Raw genomic sequence first — 19,802 nt, 5'->3', positions numbered from 1 at the left:
TCGTTCCATCATCATCGAAGCGTCTTTACATCTAAAGTGGTGTACGTAGCAGGGAGAACCAGGTTTCCTCTTATTTGGGTCTCTTCGCGATTTCCTGTCTGACTTTCACATACGTAGTAGATACTTTTTGCTCCAGTGTATGAATGTTTTGTTTTGTGCCTGTCCACTTCTCTGCTGCAGAAGCCAATGTGTTCAATGAGCTGAGTACACGTGACGTTTGGCCTTGCTTTGTATTCTGTTTGAACTGTTGTAGAGCATTGGAATATCGTTCTTTTGCCAGAGTTGCCTGTTTTTTAGCCGTTTGAATCTGTTTTTTCGCCGAGTCGGCCCCTGCTAGCATAGCTCGTAAGCGTTTTATTTCAGTGTTCTTCCGTTTACGTGCTTCAGCAAGTTCCTTTTTCTTGATCCGGATGTCTTCTCTGGCAAGTTTCACAACGGGTCTCAACGTCTCTGCCTGAGTACGGATCGCTGCACTCCATTCCTTATTTTTGATGGCTTTGGCTGCATCCAACTGTCTATTGACTGAACTATAGAGGGCGAATAGCGGCTCATATCGGGCTTGGGTTTGCTTTACCTTTTCAGCTAGAGCTGCGACCTTCGCGTCATCGGTTTGTCTTATTTCTACACGTAATCGCTCCAACTCTGCGGTATTGGCGGCATGAAGTGTCTTTATCTTTTGTTCCCAAGCCTGCTCTTGAGCCTTCCAGTTCCCCACTTTCTCGTACGCTTGCTTCAACGTTAACTTGGTTTGTGCATCGGCTTTGTTCAAAACGGAATCCCAGGCTTTCTGCGCTGTTACGCCAAGATCTATGCCCGCAGCCTCCACTGAAGAAGCAAAATAAATCGTGCCTGCGCTGAACAGAATCACAAGCCCTATAAGCAGGCGTGATCCGAAAATAAGATGAGCGAATGATGACAATTGACGACGCCGGACGTTACTTTGTTCCATCATTTGACTATAGCTACCTGCTATTGGAGAAGGGAATAGAATGTCACTCGTCTCCATTAAAGATATATCTTCTGTAGCTATATCTTCGATATGCTGTCGGCCCTTCTTTCCTTCTACCAAGCCATGATGTTCCATGAAGTGATGTGAGCTTGATCGTTCCAAAGGGGAACGACCACATACCATGGCTAACATGGCCTCCTGATCATTTATCGTTTCCTTCCATGCTTCTGTTTGCATGCGTCTCTACACCCTTTCTTCTAAAATATTTAGCAGAATAGCCAACGAAATCAGCGAACGACAAAAAAGCACCCGCAAGTCAGGCATTAGCCTGCTCTTACGGGTGCTTCCCTCATAAGCCGTTCCATATGAGATTCGATTGAACGAGTCGCTCGAACCTTTCCTTTTTCTAATATATTCCATTCACTGTATCTGGTCAAGTCGTGTCTATATAAATTGAACTAAAGAATATTTACACTGCACACTCCGATGACAGAACAACCTTTCGATCGCTGTTATCCCCAGATTTTTTTGATTCCTTTTATAAAGGGGAAATCCGGGGATAAAGGCGAACGCTCCGCTTCTTCAGGTCCTTTCTGTCCTCTCCGTTTTGTGTAAATGTTTAGTTCAATTTATATAGTTTGACTGGTCTAATATCAACCCTTTTATCAACGGGAGAACCCTTCCCGCTTATAGATAACAACTGATATAGCCCAGCTTATTGATTGACCAAAATAGCTTTCATTTCCTCAGTCAGATCCTCTTCTTTCAGCATCATGTAGATGTTCTCACCACGAGTTACATTCAACTTAATCTGATAAATGGTATCTTTCTCTGTTAGATAACCAGACCGTTGACGTTTGAGTAGATCGCTAATGATCTCTTTGTTTTGAGTCGCGACCTGCTTCTTGATGCTTAGACTCCCATCAATATATTCTGGCTGCGGAGTAGCCCACTGAAGCGAACCCGGACTGTTAATCTCCTGCTTCGCAAACTGAGCGGAGACAATCTCATCTGCCTGGACAAGCAACTGGTCGTATAATTTGTTCTCCTTCAGCCAAGCCAATACCCGATCATAGCTGGGTTTGATCTCAAAATTCCACATCTCCCTCGGTTGAAATGGATCTTTCGAAGTAGAGTCCTGATTCATCTCCGCGTAAGCAAACGACTGCCATGGAGAGCGCTGTTCTTCATAAGTCTGGTCCAAAATGTCCTGTTTCAAGAGTTCCTTGAATTCACGGACTTGCTCTGGATTGCTAATATACACCTTTCGGTAAGAACTAGTGGCAGAGCGAATGCCAAAACTTAGTGCATCCTCTTCCAGCTTATACGTTTCAAAGGCAACTCTTTTGTAATCCTGGGACTGTTTCAGAGCCATTAATTCCTGATGGAATTCGGCTTCTGGAATGTAGTATTTACGTTTCATCACTTTGCCGTTATCCAGCTTGTAGTTAATTAATATAGACTCATCATTACGCATACCTGGATTGATCGGATCATTTAATAAAGGAAGATCGGAATCCACAATTTTTTGATGAAGAGCGATAACTGCCCTCATGTATTCCGGATCATTAGAATAGAGGTGAGCATCTTCCTTTTTCTGACTGACACCGTTACTGTAGGTATAATTCTCCCCACCAAGCTTGATGCTGTTCACCTTGCTCAGTTCAGGCACTCGAGCGGCGTATCCATTCCAGTCGGCAATAGGTACGTACAGTATCAGACCAGCGATAATACCATATAGAATCAGCTTGGGTAGCAGCCTGCTGCTCCAGATCAGCCATGTTTTGCGAATAATCATCTCCGCAACGATATAACCTACAATTCCGCCGAGGATATATCCGAAGATTCCCCATCCAGCTGATCCTCTTGGAGCAATCATTGTAAAGTAACCTCCGCCAATCAGAACCAATGTAAACATCAATCCAAAGCGGAATATAGGTTTTATAAGCTTAAACGTAACTGCTTGAGTAGCAGATTCAACCTGTCTCTTCGCATAAAGTACATAGGTTAGAGGAATAAACAGGATTGCAAATATCGCATAGATAATTAACTCCTGACGGATTACAGGGAGGATACTGATCGAACCCACACGCAGGACAAGTGAGAGTTTCTCCGCATTAAAGCCCACTTCTTCAAAAGCATATCCGAGCAAATAATGCTGGAGATGAAGTGACATAATGAACCACACGACAACAGGAAACAAGACGAGCGCGTACACGGTGAGTCCCTGCAATACAGATTGACCAATACACATGCCGACCGCCACAGTTAGCATGAACATAAACAGCGAGTAGATACTCATGCTCAAGCCCCACATCCAGATTGTACTGCCATCAAACAGAAACGCAGGTTGCTCCAGTACCGCCCATACCCAGCCGGTAATCGCAGTTGTAATCCAGATTGGAATCAGGATCATGGCAAATCCGGTCAACAGATTCACCGTTAACAGATGTTTACGACGTAACGGCAAACTATGAAATAGATCAGAAGGTGCACCGGATTGAACATAGCGGAAAAGAAAGATACCCGCAGCTACCGGCAGTGTAATGGCGAACAATATCTGCACTTCACCATTAGCCTGAAACAAACTTGTAATCTGCTGTGGCACATCCCTGTACTCGGTAGCGATATATAACGGAAGTGAGAACAACAATGTGATGAGATACAAAATGCCTATCCATCCATGCTGTCTGAAATTTTGGATCAGGATGCCCCGGTTACAGAACAATCGGTTGAATATCATACCCTGCGTCCTCCATTTCATAGATAAAGATTTCTTCGAGCGTCAAAGGCAGTACATCCAGCAGATACGGGTCATGTATACGGAATTGATCGGTTACCTGTTGTCGGTTGCCTTTGACAATGTACAGGGATACACTTCCCCGTTTCTCTTCATGCAAGATATCAATCTGCTCATCCATGGCTCTCGCGTGGTCCGGGTGGCGGAAAGCGACCTGGATTTTATGCGTATCGGCCTTCAGATCATCGAGATCCTTCTCTACAATAATTCGGCCTTTGTGCATAATCGCCACATGGTCACACAGATCTTCGATCTCACGCAAGTTGTGCGACGAGATGACAATGGTTACCTGACGCTCAGCTGCTTCCTGGAACAGCAAGTTTTTGATCTGCTGCCGCATGACCGGGTCAAGGCCGTCAATCGGCTCATCCATCAGCAGCACTTCAGGCATACAGCTAAGTCCCAGCCATACGGCTGCCTGACGGCGCATGCCTTTGGACATGCGATGTAACTTGCGTTTTACATCCAGTTTGAACACGGTAGCCAGTTGCTTGAACCGTTCCTCATTCCAGCGTGGATATACGGAACGATAAAATGCAGCCATCTGAGTTATTGAAGATTGCGGGAAAAAGTAGGGCGAATCTGCCATAAAAATTGTGCGGCCTTTGAGATCCATATTTTCATAAATCTCATTATCTTCGATACGAACAGTCCCGCTGTCCTGACGGTAAATACCAGCCATCATTTTGAGCAGCGATGTCTTGCCTGCCCCGTTGGAACCGAGCAAACCATAGATCGACCCCTTATGTATGTGCATCGTTACGCCATCCACTGCCTTTTCCTGTTCAAACGCTTTGACGACTTGATTCAGCTCAATCATGAGGCTCCTCCTTCTCTATACGGGCCATCGCTTCCTCAAACAAAAGCGTCATATCCGCTTTGGTCAAACCGGAATACGAAGCTTCTGCAATCAACTTCACCAGAGACTCTCTGATCTCATCTCTCATGGCTTCATTCGGATGTTCCACTGACGATGATACGAAGCTCCCTTTTCCCTGCAAAGAATAAATGTAACCTTCACGTTCAAGCTCACGATACGCTTTTTGAATCGTATTTGGATTCACAGTCAGCTGCGTGGATAACGCACGAACGGAAGGAAGCTGCTCGTCGGGCTTTAGAATACCGTATACGATCATTTCTTTGACTTTGTCCACCAGTTGCTCGTAGATCGCCTTACGGCTGCGTACATCTAATTCGAACATCCCGCACCTCCTTTCTGTAAATGTGTGAAATAACCTATGGGTTTTAAATGACTGTATCTGAGGTGTATGTGCAAATATCTGGGTGTAAAAAAGATGCTACCTAAGCTGTACAGCTGTACGTATTCAACTTTTAGGTGTATTAACTGTACTACTATTATTAATACAGTCAAATCGAATTGTCAACCGTTGACTTTGACTTCTTGTTTTATTGGGAGTACGTTAATAAAGATAGGTTATATGATTTATTTGACATATCAAACTATTGGAAGCAAGTTCATTTCGACTTAGGACGTGGCACGATCAGGGTGACGTTCACATGAGGTGAGGCAAAACGGCTATCTGAAGCGATGTGGCTAGGATGTGGCTACTCGAAGTGATACGGCTACCTGCAACCTTTGCTTGAACGCTTTTGACAGAATTACATGCAAAGGTTGTTCAGGTCTTTCCCCTTCCGTTATGATGGAGATGGAATATTGTTCGATAATCACTGTATCTTTGTTACTTTTTTTGTGCGCGTTTAATCTGATTGATCGTTAGGTCTGTTATGCGTTAGATGTGATGTGTTGTGTTGTGTTGTGTTGTGTTGTGTTGTGTTGTGTTGTGTTGTGTTGTGTTGTGTTGTGTTATAGACCTATTGTCTGCACAAACGGTAGGCCGTACAGTAGGCCGCTAAATCAGAGTTAGCGAGACTGTGTACTTGCTTTAAATTCGGGTTTGCACAAATGGAGCTACTATGCAGTGTCGAGTGTAGACTGGGCCCGTTATTCATTTGGCTTGTTGGTCTAAAAATCCGAAGGTCTATATATCATTCGCGTTGAATGGGTCGGGCAGACTCCAGCCTTTTCAATCGTTTATCTGTTCGTTTGGAGGGCCAACTCGTGCTGTCCACACTGAGCATACATATTGTAGATATGTCTTTCAAAGGGTGGACACGGACATGAGAAAGCACTTCGGAATTGATATCCTACATATAGATCATTTTTAATTTTATATCTGAAAACATCTATATATAGTGTTTCATTTTCCTGGATGGATATAGTATCTTTTGAGAAAAAGTGTCCACTCTTTGAAAGACAAAATGAAGATAAATGTCCTTTTGTAGTGAACAAATATGTACCCGAATTCCATTTATATAAGTTGAACTATACATTTACACAGAAATATACAAGCCAGTAATAACTCAAAGAAGTGTAGCTAAAAGCTTGTTGTAAGAAAGATACTATGGAGGCATATGCTACGCCTCTAATACCTCATAAGGAGAATCCGAGATGAATGAACATAGACAGGATGAAGATCAGAATAATAAACCAAACGCATCATTCGAAAATAGTGGACACCACGGTGATTCAACTGGGGAAATAAACACTTCAGATATAAGTCCGGTACAAGCAAATTCATCACAACGTGTGTTAATTGTAACCGCGGTTGATGCGGAAAAAGATGCAGTCCTCCGTGGTTTGGGAGATACGGCCGCGGAACGTTTTGACGTCATCGCTGCGGGCGTTGGCCCGGCCTCGGCCGCAGCAGGAACAGCCGCTACATTGGCATATGCCGTAGCGGCTGCAAGCACAAGTGCGTTGGCGCACGGTTCCACCGCGCCAAGCCCATCGGATGTGGCACAGGCATCTGCCACATCTTCAAGGCCGGGGCCCCTTGCCGGAGCCGGATCTTCACCAGCCTACATGCTGGTGATCAGTGCCGGTATCGGCGGCGGGTTCCCCGGCCGGGCAGACGTCGGCTCCCTCGTGGTAGCCGACGCCATGGTTGCTGCTGATCTGGGCTCGCAGACGCCAGACGGCTTCCTTAGTGTGGACGAGCTCGGATTCGGCTCGTCCATTGTGGCGGCGGACGCGGAGCATGCCGCTCGCCTGCGCCATGAGCTGCAGCGGGCAGGGCTCGCTGTCAGCGGAGGCACTGCGGTCACCGTGTCCACGGCGACCGGAACAGCAGAGACAGCTGCGGAGCTATTGCGCCGCGTGCCGGATGCCGCCGCCGAAGGTATGGAAGGCTTCGGCGTGGCAACAGCTGCCCAACAGTTCGGCGTGCCAGCACTCGAACTGCGGGCCATATCCAACGCGGTCGGGCCACGCGACCGCGACGCTTGGCGCATCAAGGATGCCCTCGATGCGCTTCAAGCTGCAAGTTCCATTTTACGGGAGGTTATTACATTATGAAAATTGCATTTTCCCCTTGTCCAAACGACACATTTATCTTTCACGCGTGGGTGCACGGGTTGATCCCTGGCGCACCTGAGCTGGATGTCCGTTATGCTGATATTGATATTACCAATGGTCTGGCGGCAAATCCGGATGGACCCGACACACCTGAAGTGATGAAAATATCTTATGCAGCACTGCCATACGTGTTATCTGACTATGCTCTGCTTCCTGCTGGAGGCGCACTTGGCAGAGGATGCGGTCCGCTGGTTCTGACCGCAAACGGTACGACCGATCCAGCCTATCTGTCTGGACGACGGGTTGCTGTGCCCAGTGAACGCTCAACAGCATATCTATTATTTCGTCTGTGGGCAGCACAAAATGTTCCTGGTGGCGTAGGTGAGATTGTTGTCATGCCATTCGACCAAATCATGCCTGCTGTGCGGGACGGCAAGATCGATGCCGGACTTGTTATCCATGAAGCACGCTTCACGTACCAGAACTATGACCTCAAACTGATGACGGATCTTGGTAACTGGTGGGAAAGCGATACGGGTCTTCCGATTCCGCTTGGAGCAATCATTGCACGTCGCAACATGGATGCTCATGCCCTCGCGGGATGGGCACGCGCCTCCGTTGAATATGCATGGGCGCACCCCGATGAGTCGAGAGCATACGTTATGGAACATGCCCAAGAAATGGACCCTGATGTAGCTGCACAGCATATCGGCCTGTACGTTAACGAGTTCAGCGCCAACCTGGGTGACGATGGTTATGGTGCAATTACCGCACTGCTTGGGCGTGCCATGAAAGAAGGACTCGTTCCCGAGTTCGACCTTGATCTGTTGCGAATCTGACACCTATATCTGTACGCTCTATATCTAAAGAACCCAGCGCATCTTTTTTAGCCGAATAACGTGGGATGAGAACTCTAAAGAATCTCAGACATCGTATTCGGCTAGATTCGTTCATATCACCAACAAACTCGCTTCATTCCACACAATAACAATCCTACAACTCATTAGAAATTGGTATATGCGTTTTTCCAGCGAATAGCGTGCGCTCAATTCGTTAGAGTCCTGCATTGGGTACATTCGGTGATACAAACTTCTTAGCTAGCCGGGTGATGGTTGTGTTCTAACGTCTTTTTTTAAGAGCTTGGTTACTTAGGGTTAATAAAGGTCGTCTTCTGAAGGCTCACGAATTGGAGTCTGTCCTTTAACTCCCCCGTACCTATTTCGCTGAAACCCTACCTCCCAGCAAGATTTGCATAAGCCTTACCCGGTTTGCGGTTTGCGGTTTGCGGTTTGCGGTTTGCGGTTTGCGGTTTGCGGTTTGCGGTTTGCGGTTTGCGGTTTGCGGTTTTAGGTTTTAGAGTCTAATTTTTAACTAGGCGCTAGTTTGCATCAAGATACTTGCTGCAAACTAGTGGCCTCACTAACCATGTTGGACCATACATGACACACGACATAGAAAGAGCCGTCCCCTAACGTCAGACTCATGACGATGGGACAGCTCTTTTTTTCACTATATATTTAACTTCATATTTATTCTCATACCTATCATCCTACTCAACCCAAGATAGAAGCAGAAAGAAACCCATGCAACTCCACACTCTCCACGTCATCTCGGAACTCTACTGTAACCCTTCCCAACTCACCGTTCTCCCATTCACAACTGTGGTCTACGAATAAACCTCGCCTACGATCTGCTGCAACCGCAGCCGAAAGACCGCAACCATCCCCTACGAATCCACCAAAACCGTGCGGATCATAATTCGCAGAGCATCCAGCATCATGGGAATTGGTAGCGACGGAACGGAAGGCTGCAACACAGCCATCTCTGTGGAGGCTGGAAAGTGTACAAATCCGGCACGGATCGGAAGCTGCCTTACACGAATATATTCCAGTACCCGGTACATCGTGTTGTTGCAGATATATGTACCTGCTGTGTTGGACACGGTAGCTGGAATACCCGCTGCGGACATGTCATTCACCATGGCACGTATGGGCAAGGTGGAAAATAGGCCGTCCGGGCTACCCTCTACAATTGGCTCGTCCACGGGACGCTGCCCCTGGTTATCCGCGTAGGAGCCAGGCGGAATGTCTTTGACATTAACGGCAATCCGCTCCGGTGTGATGGACGTTCTGCCCTTGGCCAGCCCACAGGCGATGACAACATCGGGCCCATAGGCTTCCATCTCTGCGATCAGCAGGTCTGCACATTCATCAAAGTGCACGGGCAACAACACTGTTTTTAGCTCAGCACCCTCGATCAATTCGTTTGCAAGAGCCTCCATTAACGCCCCCGTCGGATTCACCGCATCTCCGCCAAAAGGTTCAAACCCGGATATCAGAATTTTCACCATCACACGTCAGCTCCTGTCTGTTTACTCCGATTTGTAACGCAATCCCCACTGGCCCCGGATCGTGTCCATCAGCTTCATGATTTCCAGGGATTCGTCCAGTTTAATAGTATGGCTCTCCGTGCGGCCTTCCAGGATGCAACGTCCCGCTTCTTCTGCCTCAAAAGCATAACCTATACATGTTCGATCATCCGTGAACTTCTCCGGCTCGTCCTGACCATTCACATGCAGATAGGCTTCTTTGCCCGCCAGGAATAAAGGAAGACGAATCTTGCCTTCCGTACCGTATATGACCGCTTCATTGCTAAGGTTCAGACGAATGGCAGCACTCAGTGATGCAGAACGTCCCTCGGAATAGGACAACAATACGGAAAACTGCTCGTCCACACCCGTCTCACCAATATTGGCCGTACTCCATACATGCTGGGGCTGTTCGCCAAAGATCATCGAAGCAAAGGAGATCGGGTACACCCCTGCATCCAGCAAAGCTCCCCCACCCAGATCCGGATTAAGCAACCTTCCTTCCGGCTCCCAGCCGACACGAAATCCAAAGTCTGCTTGGAGCAAACGTACTTCACCAATTCGTCCTTCTGCAATCCATGCTCTGGCTTGAGCGATCGGAGGCAAAAAGCGTGTCCACATCCCTTCCATCAGGAAAAGGTTACGCTCCCGTGCCGTCTCCACCAGTTGCTCCAACTGGCGTGCATTCATCGTAAACGGCTTTTCACAGAGCACCGCCTTGCCTGCCTCCAGACAAGCCATTACATTTTCCTTATGCACAGGATGAGGTGTTGCCACATAGATAATATCTACTTCAGGATCTTGCAGCATCTCATCATAAGAACCGTAAGCGCGTGCAAAACCATATTCAGCTGCAAACTTCTCCGCACTTCCCGCTGTCCGTGAACCTACCGCTGCTTTCACAGCGTTTCCTGCATGCTCCAAATCCCTTGCAAACTGGGATGCAATCCATCCCGTGCCCATAATGCCCCAACGTACTTTGTTCCGTCCCACTACTTCTGTCATATTAAAGCCTCCCTACTGCAAATGGTGTTAAAAAGGTTCATGATTCAGATCAGGCCAACAGGTTATCCCCTTTATTTTACCAAAAAGAATCGCTTACGTCAGAAAACGATTTCGAATATATGCTCTCAGTAGACTTCAAGCTCATCAGGGCCTCGAACATATCTGTGTACATTTCAATTCTCCAGTAGATTTGCTAAGATTATCAGCAGACGAGGAGCCAAAAGGTCTTGTCCCTTGGCATGGTTGTAACCAGCAATAATCCGGTTAAATCAACCATCACACCTGATTAACAACATCCTATCCCTGTCTTACAGGTATATAAAAATATCGACTTTACTGCGAACGAGCCCTGACAGACAAGGCAACCAATAATTATACTCCAGCGTCTCCGAGCTGACGGTAAGCTCTTGGTATAGTTATCACAAAGCGCGATCCAGATTTTGCACATGTGTCCACACGGCATGATCCGGATTCGAGCGAATATAGTCCCGTTCCCGATTCAATCATTAACCAAATAACTTTTCATAAGAGAGGAGGCCGCATATCACCATGACTACCATCCCCGGTACCGCCCACAGCGGCATGAATCCACACCTGTTGCATCAGCAGACAAGTCTCAATGCAGAAAAGGAATCCTCAAACCGAGCAGGCCTGAATGCATTCCTGAATGATACCCTGATCGAACTTCGTCAGGCAGAACATATCATAACCCGTGGGAAATGGCGCTGGTCCACTACTGAACTTGCTCATCATACCTTCATATATATGCACAAATTCACAGGCCAACTGATCATGAATGGGACCGAATCCCACGTGGTTCGCAAATCAGCTTGTCTGTCCCTACCAGGAACTGCAATTGAACTGATTAGTGATGATGACCATGATATTGAACTGTATATGATTCACTTTGATCTGTATCGGGCTACGGAGAAAACAAAAGCCAGACGTATCTACGAACGTGAGCTCAGTTCACCTGTTACAGGCTGGATTCAGGGCCCCTTTTACGGTATACAGCGCATTGCCGCACAGCTTACACAATTAAGCAATGAAGGTTTGGAAACAGGCTTGAAAGCACAACTCCTCCTGACGGAACTGTTACATATGCTCTGGCCTCAAGAAGACCAGACTGACGTAGGGGCAGGGCAGGATGAACCCGAACAGTGGCTCAGGTCCACCCTGCAATACATGCGCGAAAACTATATGCACGAGATCAAGCTGGAAAAGCTGGCTGAACTGGCTGACATGCACCCGTCCTATTACTCACAGCTATTCAAGAGCCGCATGCAGAAGAATCCGATTGAATACATCACTCATCTGCGCATGAACCGGGCCAAGGAATTGCTGCTCACTTCCGATCTGCGTATCCGTGATGTGGCTCGTGAAGTGGGTTACCGTGACGAATTCTATTTCAGCCGACGTTTCCGGAACCATGCTGGGTATGCTCCCACTTCCTATGCGAAGCAGGTCCATCGGAATATCGTGTCGCTCTCCTATCCATACACGGACCATCTGATGACACTTGGCGTCACGCCATGCGCAGCTCAGATCCAGGGTCACCTGCCTCATCTGCCAAAATCGCTGGCACTGCCCTTCCACGCTTATGAACCGTGGGAACAGGGACGTCAGGCTTTCCTCGATGTGAATCCTGATTTGATTCTGACCAAGGACAATGCCACTGTAAAAGCCATGGAGCATATTGGCGATGTCGCTCCCATCATCACCATTCCCTGGAACCAGACAGACGTCTTCGGTCATCTGCATCAGATTGCCTCCATTGTGGATCGTACCCAAGCCGCGACAGATTGGCTCGATCGACATGAACGCAAGGCAGAGCGTGCACGCAAAAAAATCAAGGAGTTCGTCGGGGACATCACCGTTGCCGTTGGCACGTTAACGCCAAAAGGTCCACGGATGTACAGCCATCGGAACTTTGGACATGTCTTTTATCGAACTTTGCAATTGGCCGCTCCTCAGCGTATTCAGACCGAACTGGCTGGCAAATCTCCCGGGGTTGGATTCAACTGGCTGCCCTTCACACCAGGAGAATGGGACGGACTGGAGGCAGATGTGCTGGTACTGGCGATTAATTCTATGCATGAAAAGGCAACACTCTTGAAAGAGATCGCTTCGAATCCACTGTGGAACAGCCATCCTGCGGTAAAAAACGGACGTGTACATCTCATCGACTGGAACTCATGGGTCGTATATGCTCCATATTCCATCAACATCCAGCTCGATGAAGCGCTCTCTATGTTGACGAACAAACCTTCACTTTTGTAATCTAAAAAATGTCCATCTTCAAAATCTTAATTTATGCCATGTACGGGCCTGAATTAAGATTCTATAATGATCACTAATTGATAATGATAATCAATAACAATGAAATACGTTGTTGGTACCAAAGGAGTGACCCGTATTCAACATCCGGGACTGCCACATCGTCCGTCTAATTCAAGAAAATCTGCAGTGACCGTTGGGCTGATATTTTTGTCTGCCATAGCCATACTGCTGCTAAGTATGTTTGTCGCCATCTCTTTAGGTGCCAAAGGGCTAACGCTGGAAACCGTATGGGCTGCCATATTTCAGTACAACCCGGCTTTGACACCACATCAGATTATTCATGAACTGCGGCTGCCTCGTGTCCTTGCCGCGGTTATTATCGGTGCTGCCTTTGCTGTTGCAGGAGCTTTAATGCAAGGCATTACACGTAATCCGCTGGCAGACACGGGCATTCTGGGCATCAATGCCGGAGCCACTTTTGTCGTAGCATTGAGCTTTGCCTTTTGGCCCGGACTGCCATACGGCTGGATCATGGTTTTATCATTCGTGGGGGCTGTTCTGGGCACACTCCTTATCTTCCTGCTTGGAATGGCAGCACCGGGTGGTCTGAATTCCATCAGACTGACGGTTGCAGGGGCCGTTATTGCAGCCATGTTAACCTCGCTCAGCACAGGCGTTGCCATTTATTTTGACCTGAGTCAGGATCTGGCCTTCTGGTATGCGGGTGGTTTTGGCGGAATAGAATGGCGGCATCTGAAGTTGATTCTTCCCGTACTGCTCGTGACGCTGGTGCTGATTATGCCACTCGCCCGGCGTGTATCCCTTATGTCACTCGGTGAAGAAGTAGCGATTAATCTCGGGATCAACCTGCGTTGGACGAGGTTTCTCGCCCTCGCAGCAGTTGTTGTGCTTGCTGGTGTGTCCGTGTCGGCAGTAGGCTCGATTGGATTTGTCGGACTGGTCATCCCTCATATCTCCCGCAAACTGGTGGGTGTGGATTATCGACTCATCATTCCGATGTCTTCTCTGCTTGGTGCGATATTACTGGTGCTCGCCGATCTGGGCTCACGCATCGTGAACCCGCCCGAGGAGCTCGCGGTAGGCATTATGGTCGCTTTTGTCGGTGTACCGTTCTTCCTCTATCTGGCCCGTAAAGAAAGGAGGGCCTTGTAGCGATGAATTTCAATACACCTTCACGATCACGAGGTAAACGTTCGTTAGTCGTCAGCATCACACTGCTCTGCATCGCCATTGCCGTAATTGTGATCAGCCTGAACACGGGAACCATTCGCCTCTCCCCAGTAGCTGTGTTACAGACCTTGCTTGGTCACGGCAGTTCGGATGATCAGATTGTACTGTTTGATTACCGACTGCCTCGCATCCTGGTAACTGTACTAGCCGGAGCGGGACTTGGTATTACCGGAGCGGCCTTGCAAGGGATCACCCGCAATCCATTGGCGGACCCGGGCATTCTGGGATTACATGCAGGGGCAGCGTTTGGACTAATGGTGTTTGTTAGTCTCTCCTTTACGATGGATGGCTCTGTAGCCTTGCTGATTCCGTTGTTTGCTTTTGCAGGCAGTGTTGCCGCCGCCCTGATCATCATGCTGTTATCTTATGATCACCATAACGGCGTATCACCCATTAAGCTGATTCTGGTGGGAATCGCGGTAGCGGCCGGGTTCCATGCCTTGACCCTCTACTTATCCCTACGTTTGGATGAAGACACCTATTCCTTTGCCGCTCGCTGGTTGGCAGGTAGCGTCTGGGGCCGGGACTGGATTCATGTGCAAGCGTTGCTTCCCTGGGTGGTGTTATGTATCTCGTACATTTGGAGTCGATCCAAAACCCTCGATGCCTTCAACCTTGGAGATGCTGCCGCAACCAGCATTGGGACGCCTGTTCGATCCCAGCGTATTATTTTGTTGCTCTGTGCCGTAGCCTTGTCTGCCGTCAGTGTATCGATGGCTGGAGGGATTGGCTTTATCGGTCTGGCGGCACCACATCTGGCGCGCAGGCTTGTCGGTCCGATGCATCGGCATCTGATTCCTGCTGCCGGGCTCATCGGTATGGTTATTCTGGTGACCGCCGATACAATCGGGCGAACCATTTTTCAGCCTAATGCCATTCCGGCAGGTGTGGTGGTTGCTGCGATTGGTGCACCTTACTTTTTGTACCTTTTAGTACGAAGCAAGTGATCTTTTTTTCAAAAAACAAAACAATAAAGACATCCAAGAGATGTTCAAGGAGAATGTGACTACCCATGTTAAAGAAAAACCTTATGCTTGTCATGAGTATCTGTCTGGTGCTTGTACTCGCTGCCTGTGGAACGGCCAAGACTTCACCATCTGCTTCTGGCGGTTCGTCCACGGATACTTCAACCAAGAATCAGGACAACAGTGCAAGTTCAGGAGAGCCACGTATTGCCTCCATGTCGATCCATCTGACCAATGATCTGCTGTCTCTCGGGATTACGCCGGTTGGTTCTGTTATCGGTGGCGAAGCCAAAGGTTTCCTGTCCCACGTTGCTGATCGCCTTCAAAACACAACGCCACTTGGTCCGGTTAAAGACCCGGATATGGAAGCTTTGCTTGCCCTGAAACCCGATGTGATCTATCTGGACGAAGAATTCTCCGGTGGTGATATTGCCAAATTCGAAAAAATTGCTCCGGTGCATGTCTTCAATCTGGATGACGGTACATGGCGTGACCATCTGAAAGACATTGGCAAACTCGTGAATCGCGAGAAGGAAGCCGAGCAATACATTCAGGACTACGCAACCGAAACGGAAGAAGTGAAGTCCCTCATTAACGACACTATTGGTGGTGGTACAGTAATGGCAATCCGTGTTACTGCCAAAGAGTTACGTGTGTTCAGTACACGCCGTCCCATGGGTCCCATTTTGTACGAGGATCTCGGTCTGACGCCTGCCAAAGGGATCACAGATATCGATTCGACTAAACCGTATCAAGTCGTCTCCCGTGAAATATTGCCAGACTATGATGCAGATGCGATCTTTGTGGTTGTGAATTCGGATGATGAAGCCCAAACCATGTTCAAGGAGCTGCAAAACAATCCGATCTGGCAAGGTCTGAAAGCAGTCAAAGCCGGTCACGTCTACCCGATTGGGGCACAACCTTGGCTTGATTACTCATCTATCGGTAATAAAATGGCCATGGATGAAGCCAAAGAAATGTTCTCCAAAAAATAACCAAAAAACCTCACTTTGAAATCGGAACAGCGTTTGTATGAATCATACTTACGCTCTATCCCCTCAAAGCTGAGGTTTTTGCTTTGGATCTGCCAGCAAGCTGCAGTCCATCCTCTTCCACCAAGTGCGCTCACAGTGCACAGACAATGATCTCAACATCCGTATCGGCAAAAGCTTTCTGAATAATTGGGCTGACTTTCTCCCATTTCAGTCTGTCCAACCCGCATCCGATCCGGGGCATCGCCAGTTTCGTAATACCTCCCATCACACATACGTCCCGCATGGATTCTACCGCATTCGTCAACGATTGGTACGTCGGCTTATTGGAGAACTTTGCTTTGGTGACCAGATTGAGCGTCCGTCCTAACGGATAACATCGTCCAATCTCAAGTGGCTCTTGTTTGGCCTGTTCTTGAAGATTCTCCAAACCGAATCGCTCGCGGAACTGTACGGCAATGCCCTTGCCCATCCTTGCATCAGCTGATATGCAGTGCGCAAGCATGTACTCATCTCCCAGATCAAATAAATCCTGTTGTCTCTCATGGAACTGCATGCCATCTCTCTCCCTTTTGTCCCGCTTTCTTCTTTAAACTACATCCTTTGTTCTACTTAATTAGGCCTCTGCCAAAATACGTTGAAATGCCTTTAAAGTTCTCTGACCTGCTGATCGATCATATACAGCAAATACAATTCGTTCAAAGGAATCCTTATATGCCTCTCCCACTAACACATCATGAAAATACTTCGCCACTACTGCCGGTTCATTACGAAATACGCCGCAACCGTACGCACCCAGAACAATCGTGCGGTGACCATTCGCAACAGCCACGTCCAGAATATAACGGATGCGTTCCTTCATCACCGACTCAATCTGTAGATCATCCGCTTCCCCACGCTCTTTCACCACACCCGCATTCACCGCCGGCGCAGTAATGAATGATGATACATAAAATTTGTCCAGCAGTCGGTCTTCATCATCACGGATTACCGGAACACGAGGTGAATAGATCATATAATCCGAATATAGAGCCGATCGCTGTTTGCGATTGTACTCGTACATTTCATCCATCTGGGCGATGCACGGGTATAGTCCTGTCGCTCGGGCCAGACTCTCTTCCTGTGCCTGACTTCCGCCAAGGAAGCCACCGCCAGGATTTTTCGCCGATGCAAAGTTTAGACAGACCACATCTTCTCTTCCTTCAGCTACCGCCAAACGTGAAGCGGCTCCAAGTGTAGTCTCGCCAGTAACTTCAATGCGACCCAATGCAGCTTCAACTTCAGATGATGGGGCCGCGGGTTGAATTCCAACGTGAGCTTCTGTACGACGCTTTTCTCTGAGCGCGGACAATTCTGCTGGACGGTATAAGACCGAATTTCGGATCGCTTGCTGCACATCGTTACCCACCTCAACCTTGCGATCATAACCATTTACGTATTGACCTTCATCCAAAATAGCCAACGTCTGCTGTGCGATATTAGCCCTCATGGAACGTGAGTTAGAGCCAGCATTACCAGTTGATCTATCGAGTTTACTGTTGTTGCTATAACGCCCACTGCTATTTTTGTTATTGCTGCTATTGTTCTTATACTGTTGATCGTCACTCATCTGAATCACTTCCTATATCTTCTCTTAGACGGGTGAGAATCTCACCCAACAAGTTGGTTCCCCGCCATGTTCTTCTATTCCGAATACGCGGGTCTTCCTCTGCCAGTCCCACACCCCAAATGCGATCATCCGGACTTGCTTCCACAAGGGTCGTTCCACGAGTGGCGCGCAGCGCGGTTAGCAGTTCTTCGTTTTGTGTAAATTTGGCCAAATTGCCCTCGTAAACGATGCGCTGGCACTCAGCTTCCCATACCATCTGGTTGAAGCCCATGACCTGTCTGCCCAGCTTTTTTTGTACCGAAGCAGAGCTTGCCTTCAGAATCTTGTCTGCGATGGTATGATCGCCAAACAGCAGCGCTTTCTGATGCATCATGTATTGCTCCGCACTTGTGTAGTGAACCCCGTTCACAGTAAAATCCGCCGGGTGCCACTGCGAGAACGGAGATACAGTCCGCCAGAAAAACGTAAACTTTTCCATCCATATCCCCTCTTTACTTGTTCCTCATGTATGCAGCGATCCCGCCCATGGCTTGAATCACTTCTCCTATTTCATTGATGCTTCTCCTATTTCATTGATGCTTCCCCTTTTCAGGGTGTCTGCCTCTCTGGGTTCAATCTGTATAAACGTGATGGTCGATGACCGGCACTGCTCGCATACTCTCCGGTCTCAATAACCCAATCGGCGATTTTACGCCGGAAAGCAGCTGCCAGCAGTTTTTTGCCACTGATGATCTCATATACTTTCTGAAGTGCAGTCAGCGTAAACGTCTCCGGCATCAGATTAAATGCAATATCCGTGTACTCGATCTTGGATCGCAGACGTTCAAGTGCATAATGAATGATTTTGGCATGATCAAATGCAATCCCCTGAACCTCACCCAACGTCAAACGATGGCTCCGTACTTTTCCTTCTATCGTTTCTTTTGTTTCAACAATTGCCGATAACTCTTCTGTTCCATTGGTCAAAATCAACTGCAATCTGCGTTCTGTCACACGTCCACGCTCATGGATATGGCGCTTCTCTTCCAGAAGTCGCTGCTCCATACGAAACCAACTGGCCTCACTGGCATCATCACCGGCCTGAAGTTCCAGCTCGCTGCTATCGACCAGCGCCATATAGGAACAGCTGATAACCCGTGTACGTGGATCTCGCTCCACATCTCCCCAGGTGTACAGTTGCTCCAGATAAATATCATCAAGCCCCGTCTCTGTCAACAATTCCCGCCGAGCAGCATCTTCCAATGATTCCTGCATGGAGACAAATCCGCCCGGTAACGCCCACTGTCCCAGATAGGGATGGCCGCCCCGCCGAATCAGCAGCAACTGGAGTTCAGGTTCCGCGAGCTTGCGATAATTCTCCTGAGCTTCACTGCGAATTGTAAATACCAACATGTCCACGGTAACGGAAGGACGTTCGTAATCACCCGCATTATACGTTTCCAGAAACTGTTGTTCACTGAGATGTGCCTGATCCTGATGCTCCTGGTAATCGGGAGCATTTCCTCCAGAGGAACCTTCGTTAGTCATACGATATAAACCCCATTCTGTTATTAACGTTTTGTTATTAACAATTAGATAATATCAATTTATCACATCGTTTTGTCTCAGGTCAATATTTCCAGTCCAAAATAAATGATCTGTATTCACTTGACGATATGTCAAATCAAACTTAAAATTTAGTTAGTCGACTAACTAAATGAGCATATTCAAAAAGTCTGGTTTTCAGTACCGAGAAGATCGAATGAAGGTAGAAATGGAGTAGATGATATGAACCCAGTCCAAAATGATCGATTAATGGGACAGCTATCCGAACTCGTGAAACTGAAACGTTACAAGGTTCATGAGAAACTTGTAAACCACCCCGAGTTATACCCGGGGCAGCCCCCTTTGCTGTTCCAGCTTGAACGGGAAGATGGCCAATCCCAGAAAAATCTGGCCGAACAACTTCAGCGTAGCCCCGCAACAGTAACCGTCATGCTCAAGCGCATGGAAACATCCGGTTATGTGAGACGCGAAGCAGATCCGAAGGATCTGCGCAGTCTGCGGGTATACCTGACCGATCAGGGACGCTCCGCGCTACAAGAATTGAGGATAGTGATTCAGGAGTTGGAACAGCAGGCTCAGAAAGATTTTACCCCGGAAGAATCCCGGATCATGTCTCTACTTGCACAGCGTATGCTCCAAAACCTGCGTGAATCCTGAGGTGA

At 48.0% G+C, this 19,802-nt stretch carries 17 protein-coding genes; 7 read left to right on the top strand and 10 right to left on the bottom strand.

Translation table 11 applies throughout. The features are described 5' to 3' along the window. Positions 1–70 precede the first annotated feature (70 nt). The 4 genes from J2X75_RS16770 to J2X75_RS16755 all read right to left on the bottom strand — a co-directional run bounded on the left by J2X75_RS16770 (position 71) and on the right by J2X75_RS16755 (position 4,951). Positions 71–1,186 carry a hypothetical protein gene (locus tag J2X75_RS16770; protein ID WP_310338028.1) on the bottom strand — a complete coding sequence of 372 codons (1,116 nt, stop codon included), beginning with the start codon at positions 1,184–1,186 and terminating at the stop codon, positions 71–73. Between the two features lie 478 nt (positions 1,187–1,664). Continuing rightward, positions 1,665–3,692 (bottom strand): hypothetical protein, encoded by a 2,028-nt coding sequence (locus J2X75_RS16765; RefSeq protein ID WP_310338027.1) that lies wholly within the window; start codon positions 3,690–3,692, stop codon positions 1,665–1,667. Further along, positions 3,667–4,569, bottom strand: a complete 903-nt coding sequence (locus J2X75_RS16760; RefSeq protein WP_310338025.1) for an ABC transporter ATP-binding protein — start codon at positions 4,567–4,569, stop codon at positions 3,667–3,669. The genes J2X75_RS16765 and J2X75_RS16760 overlap by 26 nt, the downstream gene beginning before the upstream one ends. After that, positions 4,562–4,951, bottom strand: a complete 390-nt coding sequence (locus J2X75_RS16755) for a GntR family transcriptional regulator (RefSeq protein ID WP_036606399.1) — start codon at positions 4,949–4,951, stop codon at positions 4,562–4,564. Before J2X75_RS16755 ends, J2X75_RS16760 begins: the two co-directional genes overlap by 8 nt. 1,268 nt (positions 4,952–6,219) lie before the next feature. On the opposite strand from J2X75_RS16755, the gene J2X75_RS16750 reads away from it, so the two are divergent. Then, on the top strand, positions 6,220–7,125 hold the full coding sequence (locus J2X75_RS16750; RefSeq protein WP_310338022.1) for a futalosine hydrolase: 906 nt from the start codon (positions 6,220–6,222) through the stop codon (positions 7,123–7,125). Further along, positions 7,122–7,964 (top strand): 1,4-dihydroxy-6-naphtoate synthase, encoded by an 843-nt coding sequence (locus tag J2X75_RS16745; protein ID WP_036672450.1) that lies wholly within the window; start codon positions 7,122–7,124, stop codon positions 7,962–7,964. The genes J2X75_RS16750 and J2X75_RS16745 overlap by 4 nt, the downstream gene beginning before the upstream one ends. An 887-nt stretch (positions 7,965–8,851) precedes the next feature. Here the strand turns inward: J2X75_RS16745 and J2X75_RS16740 are convergent. Continuing rightward, positions 8,852–9,475 (bottom strand): pyroglutamyl-peptidase I, encoded by a 624-nt coding sequence (locus J2X75_RS16740; protein WP_310338019.1) that lies wholly within the window; start codon positions 9,473–9,475, stop codon positions 8,852–8,854. A 21-nt stretch (positions 9,476–9,496) separates the two neighbouring features. Next, positions 9,497–10,498 carry a Gfo/Idh/MocA family protein gene (locus J2X75_RS16735; RefSeq protein WP_310338017.1) on the bottom strand — a complete coding sequence of 334 codons (1,002 nt, stop codon included), beginning with the start codon at positions 10,496–10,498 and terminating at the stop codon, positions 9,497–9,499. A 549-nt stretch (positions 10,499–11,047) separates the two neighbouring features. On the opposite strand from J2X75_RS16735, the gene J2X75_RS16730 reads away from it, so the two are divergent. The 4 genes from J2X75_RS16730 to J2X75_RS16715 all read left to right on the top strand — a co-directional run bounded on the left by J2X75_RS16730 (position 11,048) and on the right by J2X75_RS16715 (position 15,989). Further along, positions 11,048–12,778: an AraC family transcriptional regulator gene (locus tag J2X75_RS16730; RefSeq protein ID WP_310338016.1), complete on the top strand. Its 1,731-nt coding sequence runs from the start codon at positions 11,048–11,050 to the stop codon at positions 12,776–12,778. Between the two features lie 99 nt (positions 12,779–12,877). Beyond that, the gene (locus tag J2X75_RS16725) at positions 12,878–13,951 is read left to right on the top strand and encodes a FecCD family ABC transporter permease (protein WP_310338014.1); all 1,074 of its coding nucleotides are present in this window, start codon (positions 12,878–12,880) and stop codon (positions 13,949–13,951) included. Between the two features lie 2 nt (positions 13,952–13,953). Next, positions 13,954–14,976: a FecCD family ABC transporter permease gene (locus tag J2X75_RS16720; protein ID WP_310338013.1), complete on the top strand. Its 1,023-nt coding sequence runs from the start codon at positions 13,954–13,956 to the stop codon at positions 14,974–14,976. Between the two features lie 65 nt (positions 14,977–15,041). Continuing rightward, complete coding sequence (locus tag J2X75_RS16715) at positions 15,042–15,989, top strand: iron-hydroxamate ABC transporter substrate-binding protein (RefSeq protein ID WP_310338011.1); 948 nt, start codon at positions 15,042–15,044, stop codon at positions 15,987–15,989. Between the two features lie 130 nt (positions 15,990–16,119). On the opposite strand, the gene J2X75_RS16710 is transcribed toward J2X75_RS16715, so the two are convergent. The 4 genes from J2X75_RS16710 to J2X75_RS16695 all read right to left on the bottom strand — a co-directional run bounded on the left by J2X75_RS16710 (position 16,120) and on the right by J2X75_RS16695 (position 19,122). Continuing rightward, entirely contained in the window at positions 16,120–16,542 is a 423-nt protein-coding gene (locus J2X75_RS16710) for a macro domain-containing protein (protein ID WP_310338009.1), read from the bottom strand. Positions 16,543–16,602: 60 nt separating this feature from the next. Next, positions 16,603–17,475, bottom strand: coding sequence for a TIGR02452 family protein (locus J2X75_RS16705; RefSeq protein WP_310338519.1), 873 nt, complete (start codon positions 17,473–17,475; stop codon positions 16,603–16,605). A gap of 112 nt (positions 17,476–17,587) precedes the next feature. Then, positions 17,588–18,073, bottom strand: coding sequence for a riboflavin biosynthesis intermediates N-glycosidase (locus J2X75_RS16700; RefSeq protein ID WP_310338007.1), 486 nt, complete (start codon positions 18,071–18,073; stop codon positions 17,588–17,590). A 110-nt stretch (positions 18,074–18,183) separates the two neighbouring features. Next, positions 18,184–19,122, bottom strand: coding sequence for an NUDIX domain-containing protein (locus tag J2X75_RS16695; protein ID WP_310338004.1), 939 nt, complete (start codon positions 19,120–19,122; stop codon positions 18,184–18,186). Between the two features lie 240 nt (positions 19,123–19,362). Here J2X75_RS16695 and J2X75_RS16690 point away from each other — a divergent pair, with 240 nt between their 5' ends. Beyond that, a complete protein-coding gene (locus J2X75_RS16690; RefSeq protein ID WP_310338002.1) occupies positions 19,363–19,797 on the top strand; it encodes a MarR family winged helix-turn-helix transcriptional regulator in 435 nt (144 codons plus the stop codon). The last annotated feature ends 5 nt before the right edge of the window (positions 19,798–19,802 follow it).

This window comes from Paenibacillus sp. 2003 (assembly GCF_031455635.1).
GTDB lineage: Bacteria > Bacillota > Bacilli > Paenibacillales > Paenibacillaceae > Paenibacillus > Paenibacillus amylolyticus_B.
Note: the sequence above shows the minus strand (reverse complement) of the source record. Positions and strands in the feature narration are given on the sequence as shown.

Bases quoted from the DNA above. Each gene is read 5' to 3' on its own strand.
- J2X75_RS16735 (WP_310338017.1), bottom strand. From the start codon at position 10,498: ATGACAGAAGTAGTGGGACGGAACAAAGTACGTTGGGGCATTATGGGC.
- J2X75_RS16740 (WP_310338019.1), bottom strand. From the start codon at position 9,475: ATGGTGAAAATTCTGATATCCGGGTTTGAACCTTTTGGCGGAGATGCG.
- J2X75_RS16745 (WP_036672450.1), top strand. From the start codon at position 7,122: ATGAAAATTGCATTTTCCCCTTGTCCAAACGACACATTTATCTTTCAC.
- J2X75_RS16690 (WP_310338002.1), top strand. From the start codon at position 19,363: ATGAACCCAGTCCAAAATGATCGATTAATGGGACAGCTATCCGAACTC.
- J2X75_RS16730 (WP_310338016.1), top strand. From the start codon at position 11,048: ATGACTACCATCCCCGGTACCGCCCACAGCGGCATGAATCCACACCTG.
- J2X75_RS16705 (WP_310338519.1), bottom strand. From the start codon at position 17,475: ATGAGGGCTAATATCGCACAGCAGACGTTGGCTATTTTGGATGAAGGT.
- J2X75_RS16725 (WP_310338014.1), top strand. From the start codon at position 12,878: ATGAAATACGTTGTTGGTACCAAAGGAGTGACCCGTATTCAACATCCG.
- J2X75_RS16770 (WP_310338028.1), bottom strand. From the start codon at position 1,186: ATGCAAACAGAAGCATGGAAGGAAACGATAAATGATCAGGAGGCCATG.
- J2X75_RS16695 (WP_310338004.1), bottom strand. From the start codon at position 19,122: ATGACTAACGAAGGTTCCTCTGGAGGAAATGCTCCCGATTACCAGGAG.
- J2X75_RS16710 (WP_310338009.1), bottom strand. From the start codon at position 16,542: ATGCAGTTCCATGAGAGACAACAGGATTTATTTGATCTGGGAGATGAG.
- J2X75_RS16720 (WP_310338013.1), top strand. From the start codon at position 13,954: ATGAATTTCAATACACCTTCACGATCACGAGGTAAACGTTCGTTAGTC.
- J2X75_RS16715 (WP_310338011.1), top strand. From the start codon at position 15,042: ATGTTAAAGAAAAACCTTATGCTTGTCATGAGTATCTGTCTGGTGCTT.
- J2X75_RS16765 (WP_310338027.1), bottom strand. From the start codon at position 3,692: ATGATATTCAACCGATTGTTCTGTAACCGGGGCATCCTGATCCAAAAT.
- J2X75_RS16755 (WP_036606399.1), bottom strand. From the start codon at position 4,951: ATGTTCGAATTAGATGTACGCAGCCGTAAGGCGATCTACGAGCAACTG.
- J2X75_RS16750 (WP_310338022.1), top strand. From the start codon at position 6,220: ATGAATGAACATAGACAGGATGAAGATCAGAATAATAAACCAAACGCA.
- J2X75_RS16700 (WP_310338007.1), bottom strand. From the start codon at position 18,073: ATGGAAAAGTTTACGTTTTTCTGGCGGACTGTATCTCCGTTCTCGCAG.
- J2X75_RS16760 (WP_310338025.1), bottom strand. From the start codon at position 4,569: ATGATTGAGCTGAATCAAGTCGTCAAAGCGTTTGAACAGGAAAAGGCA.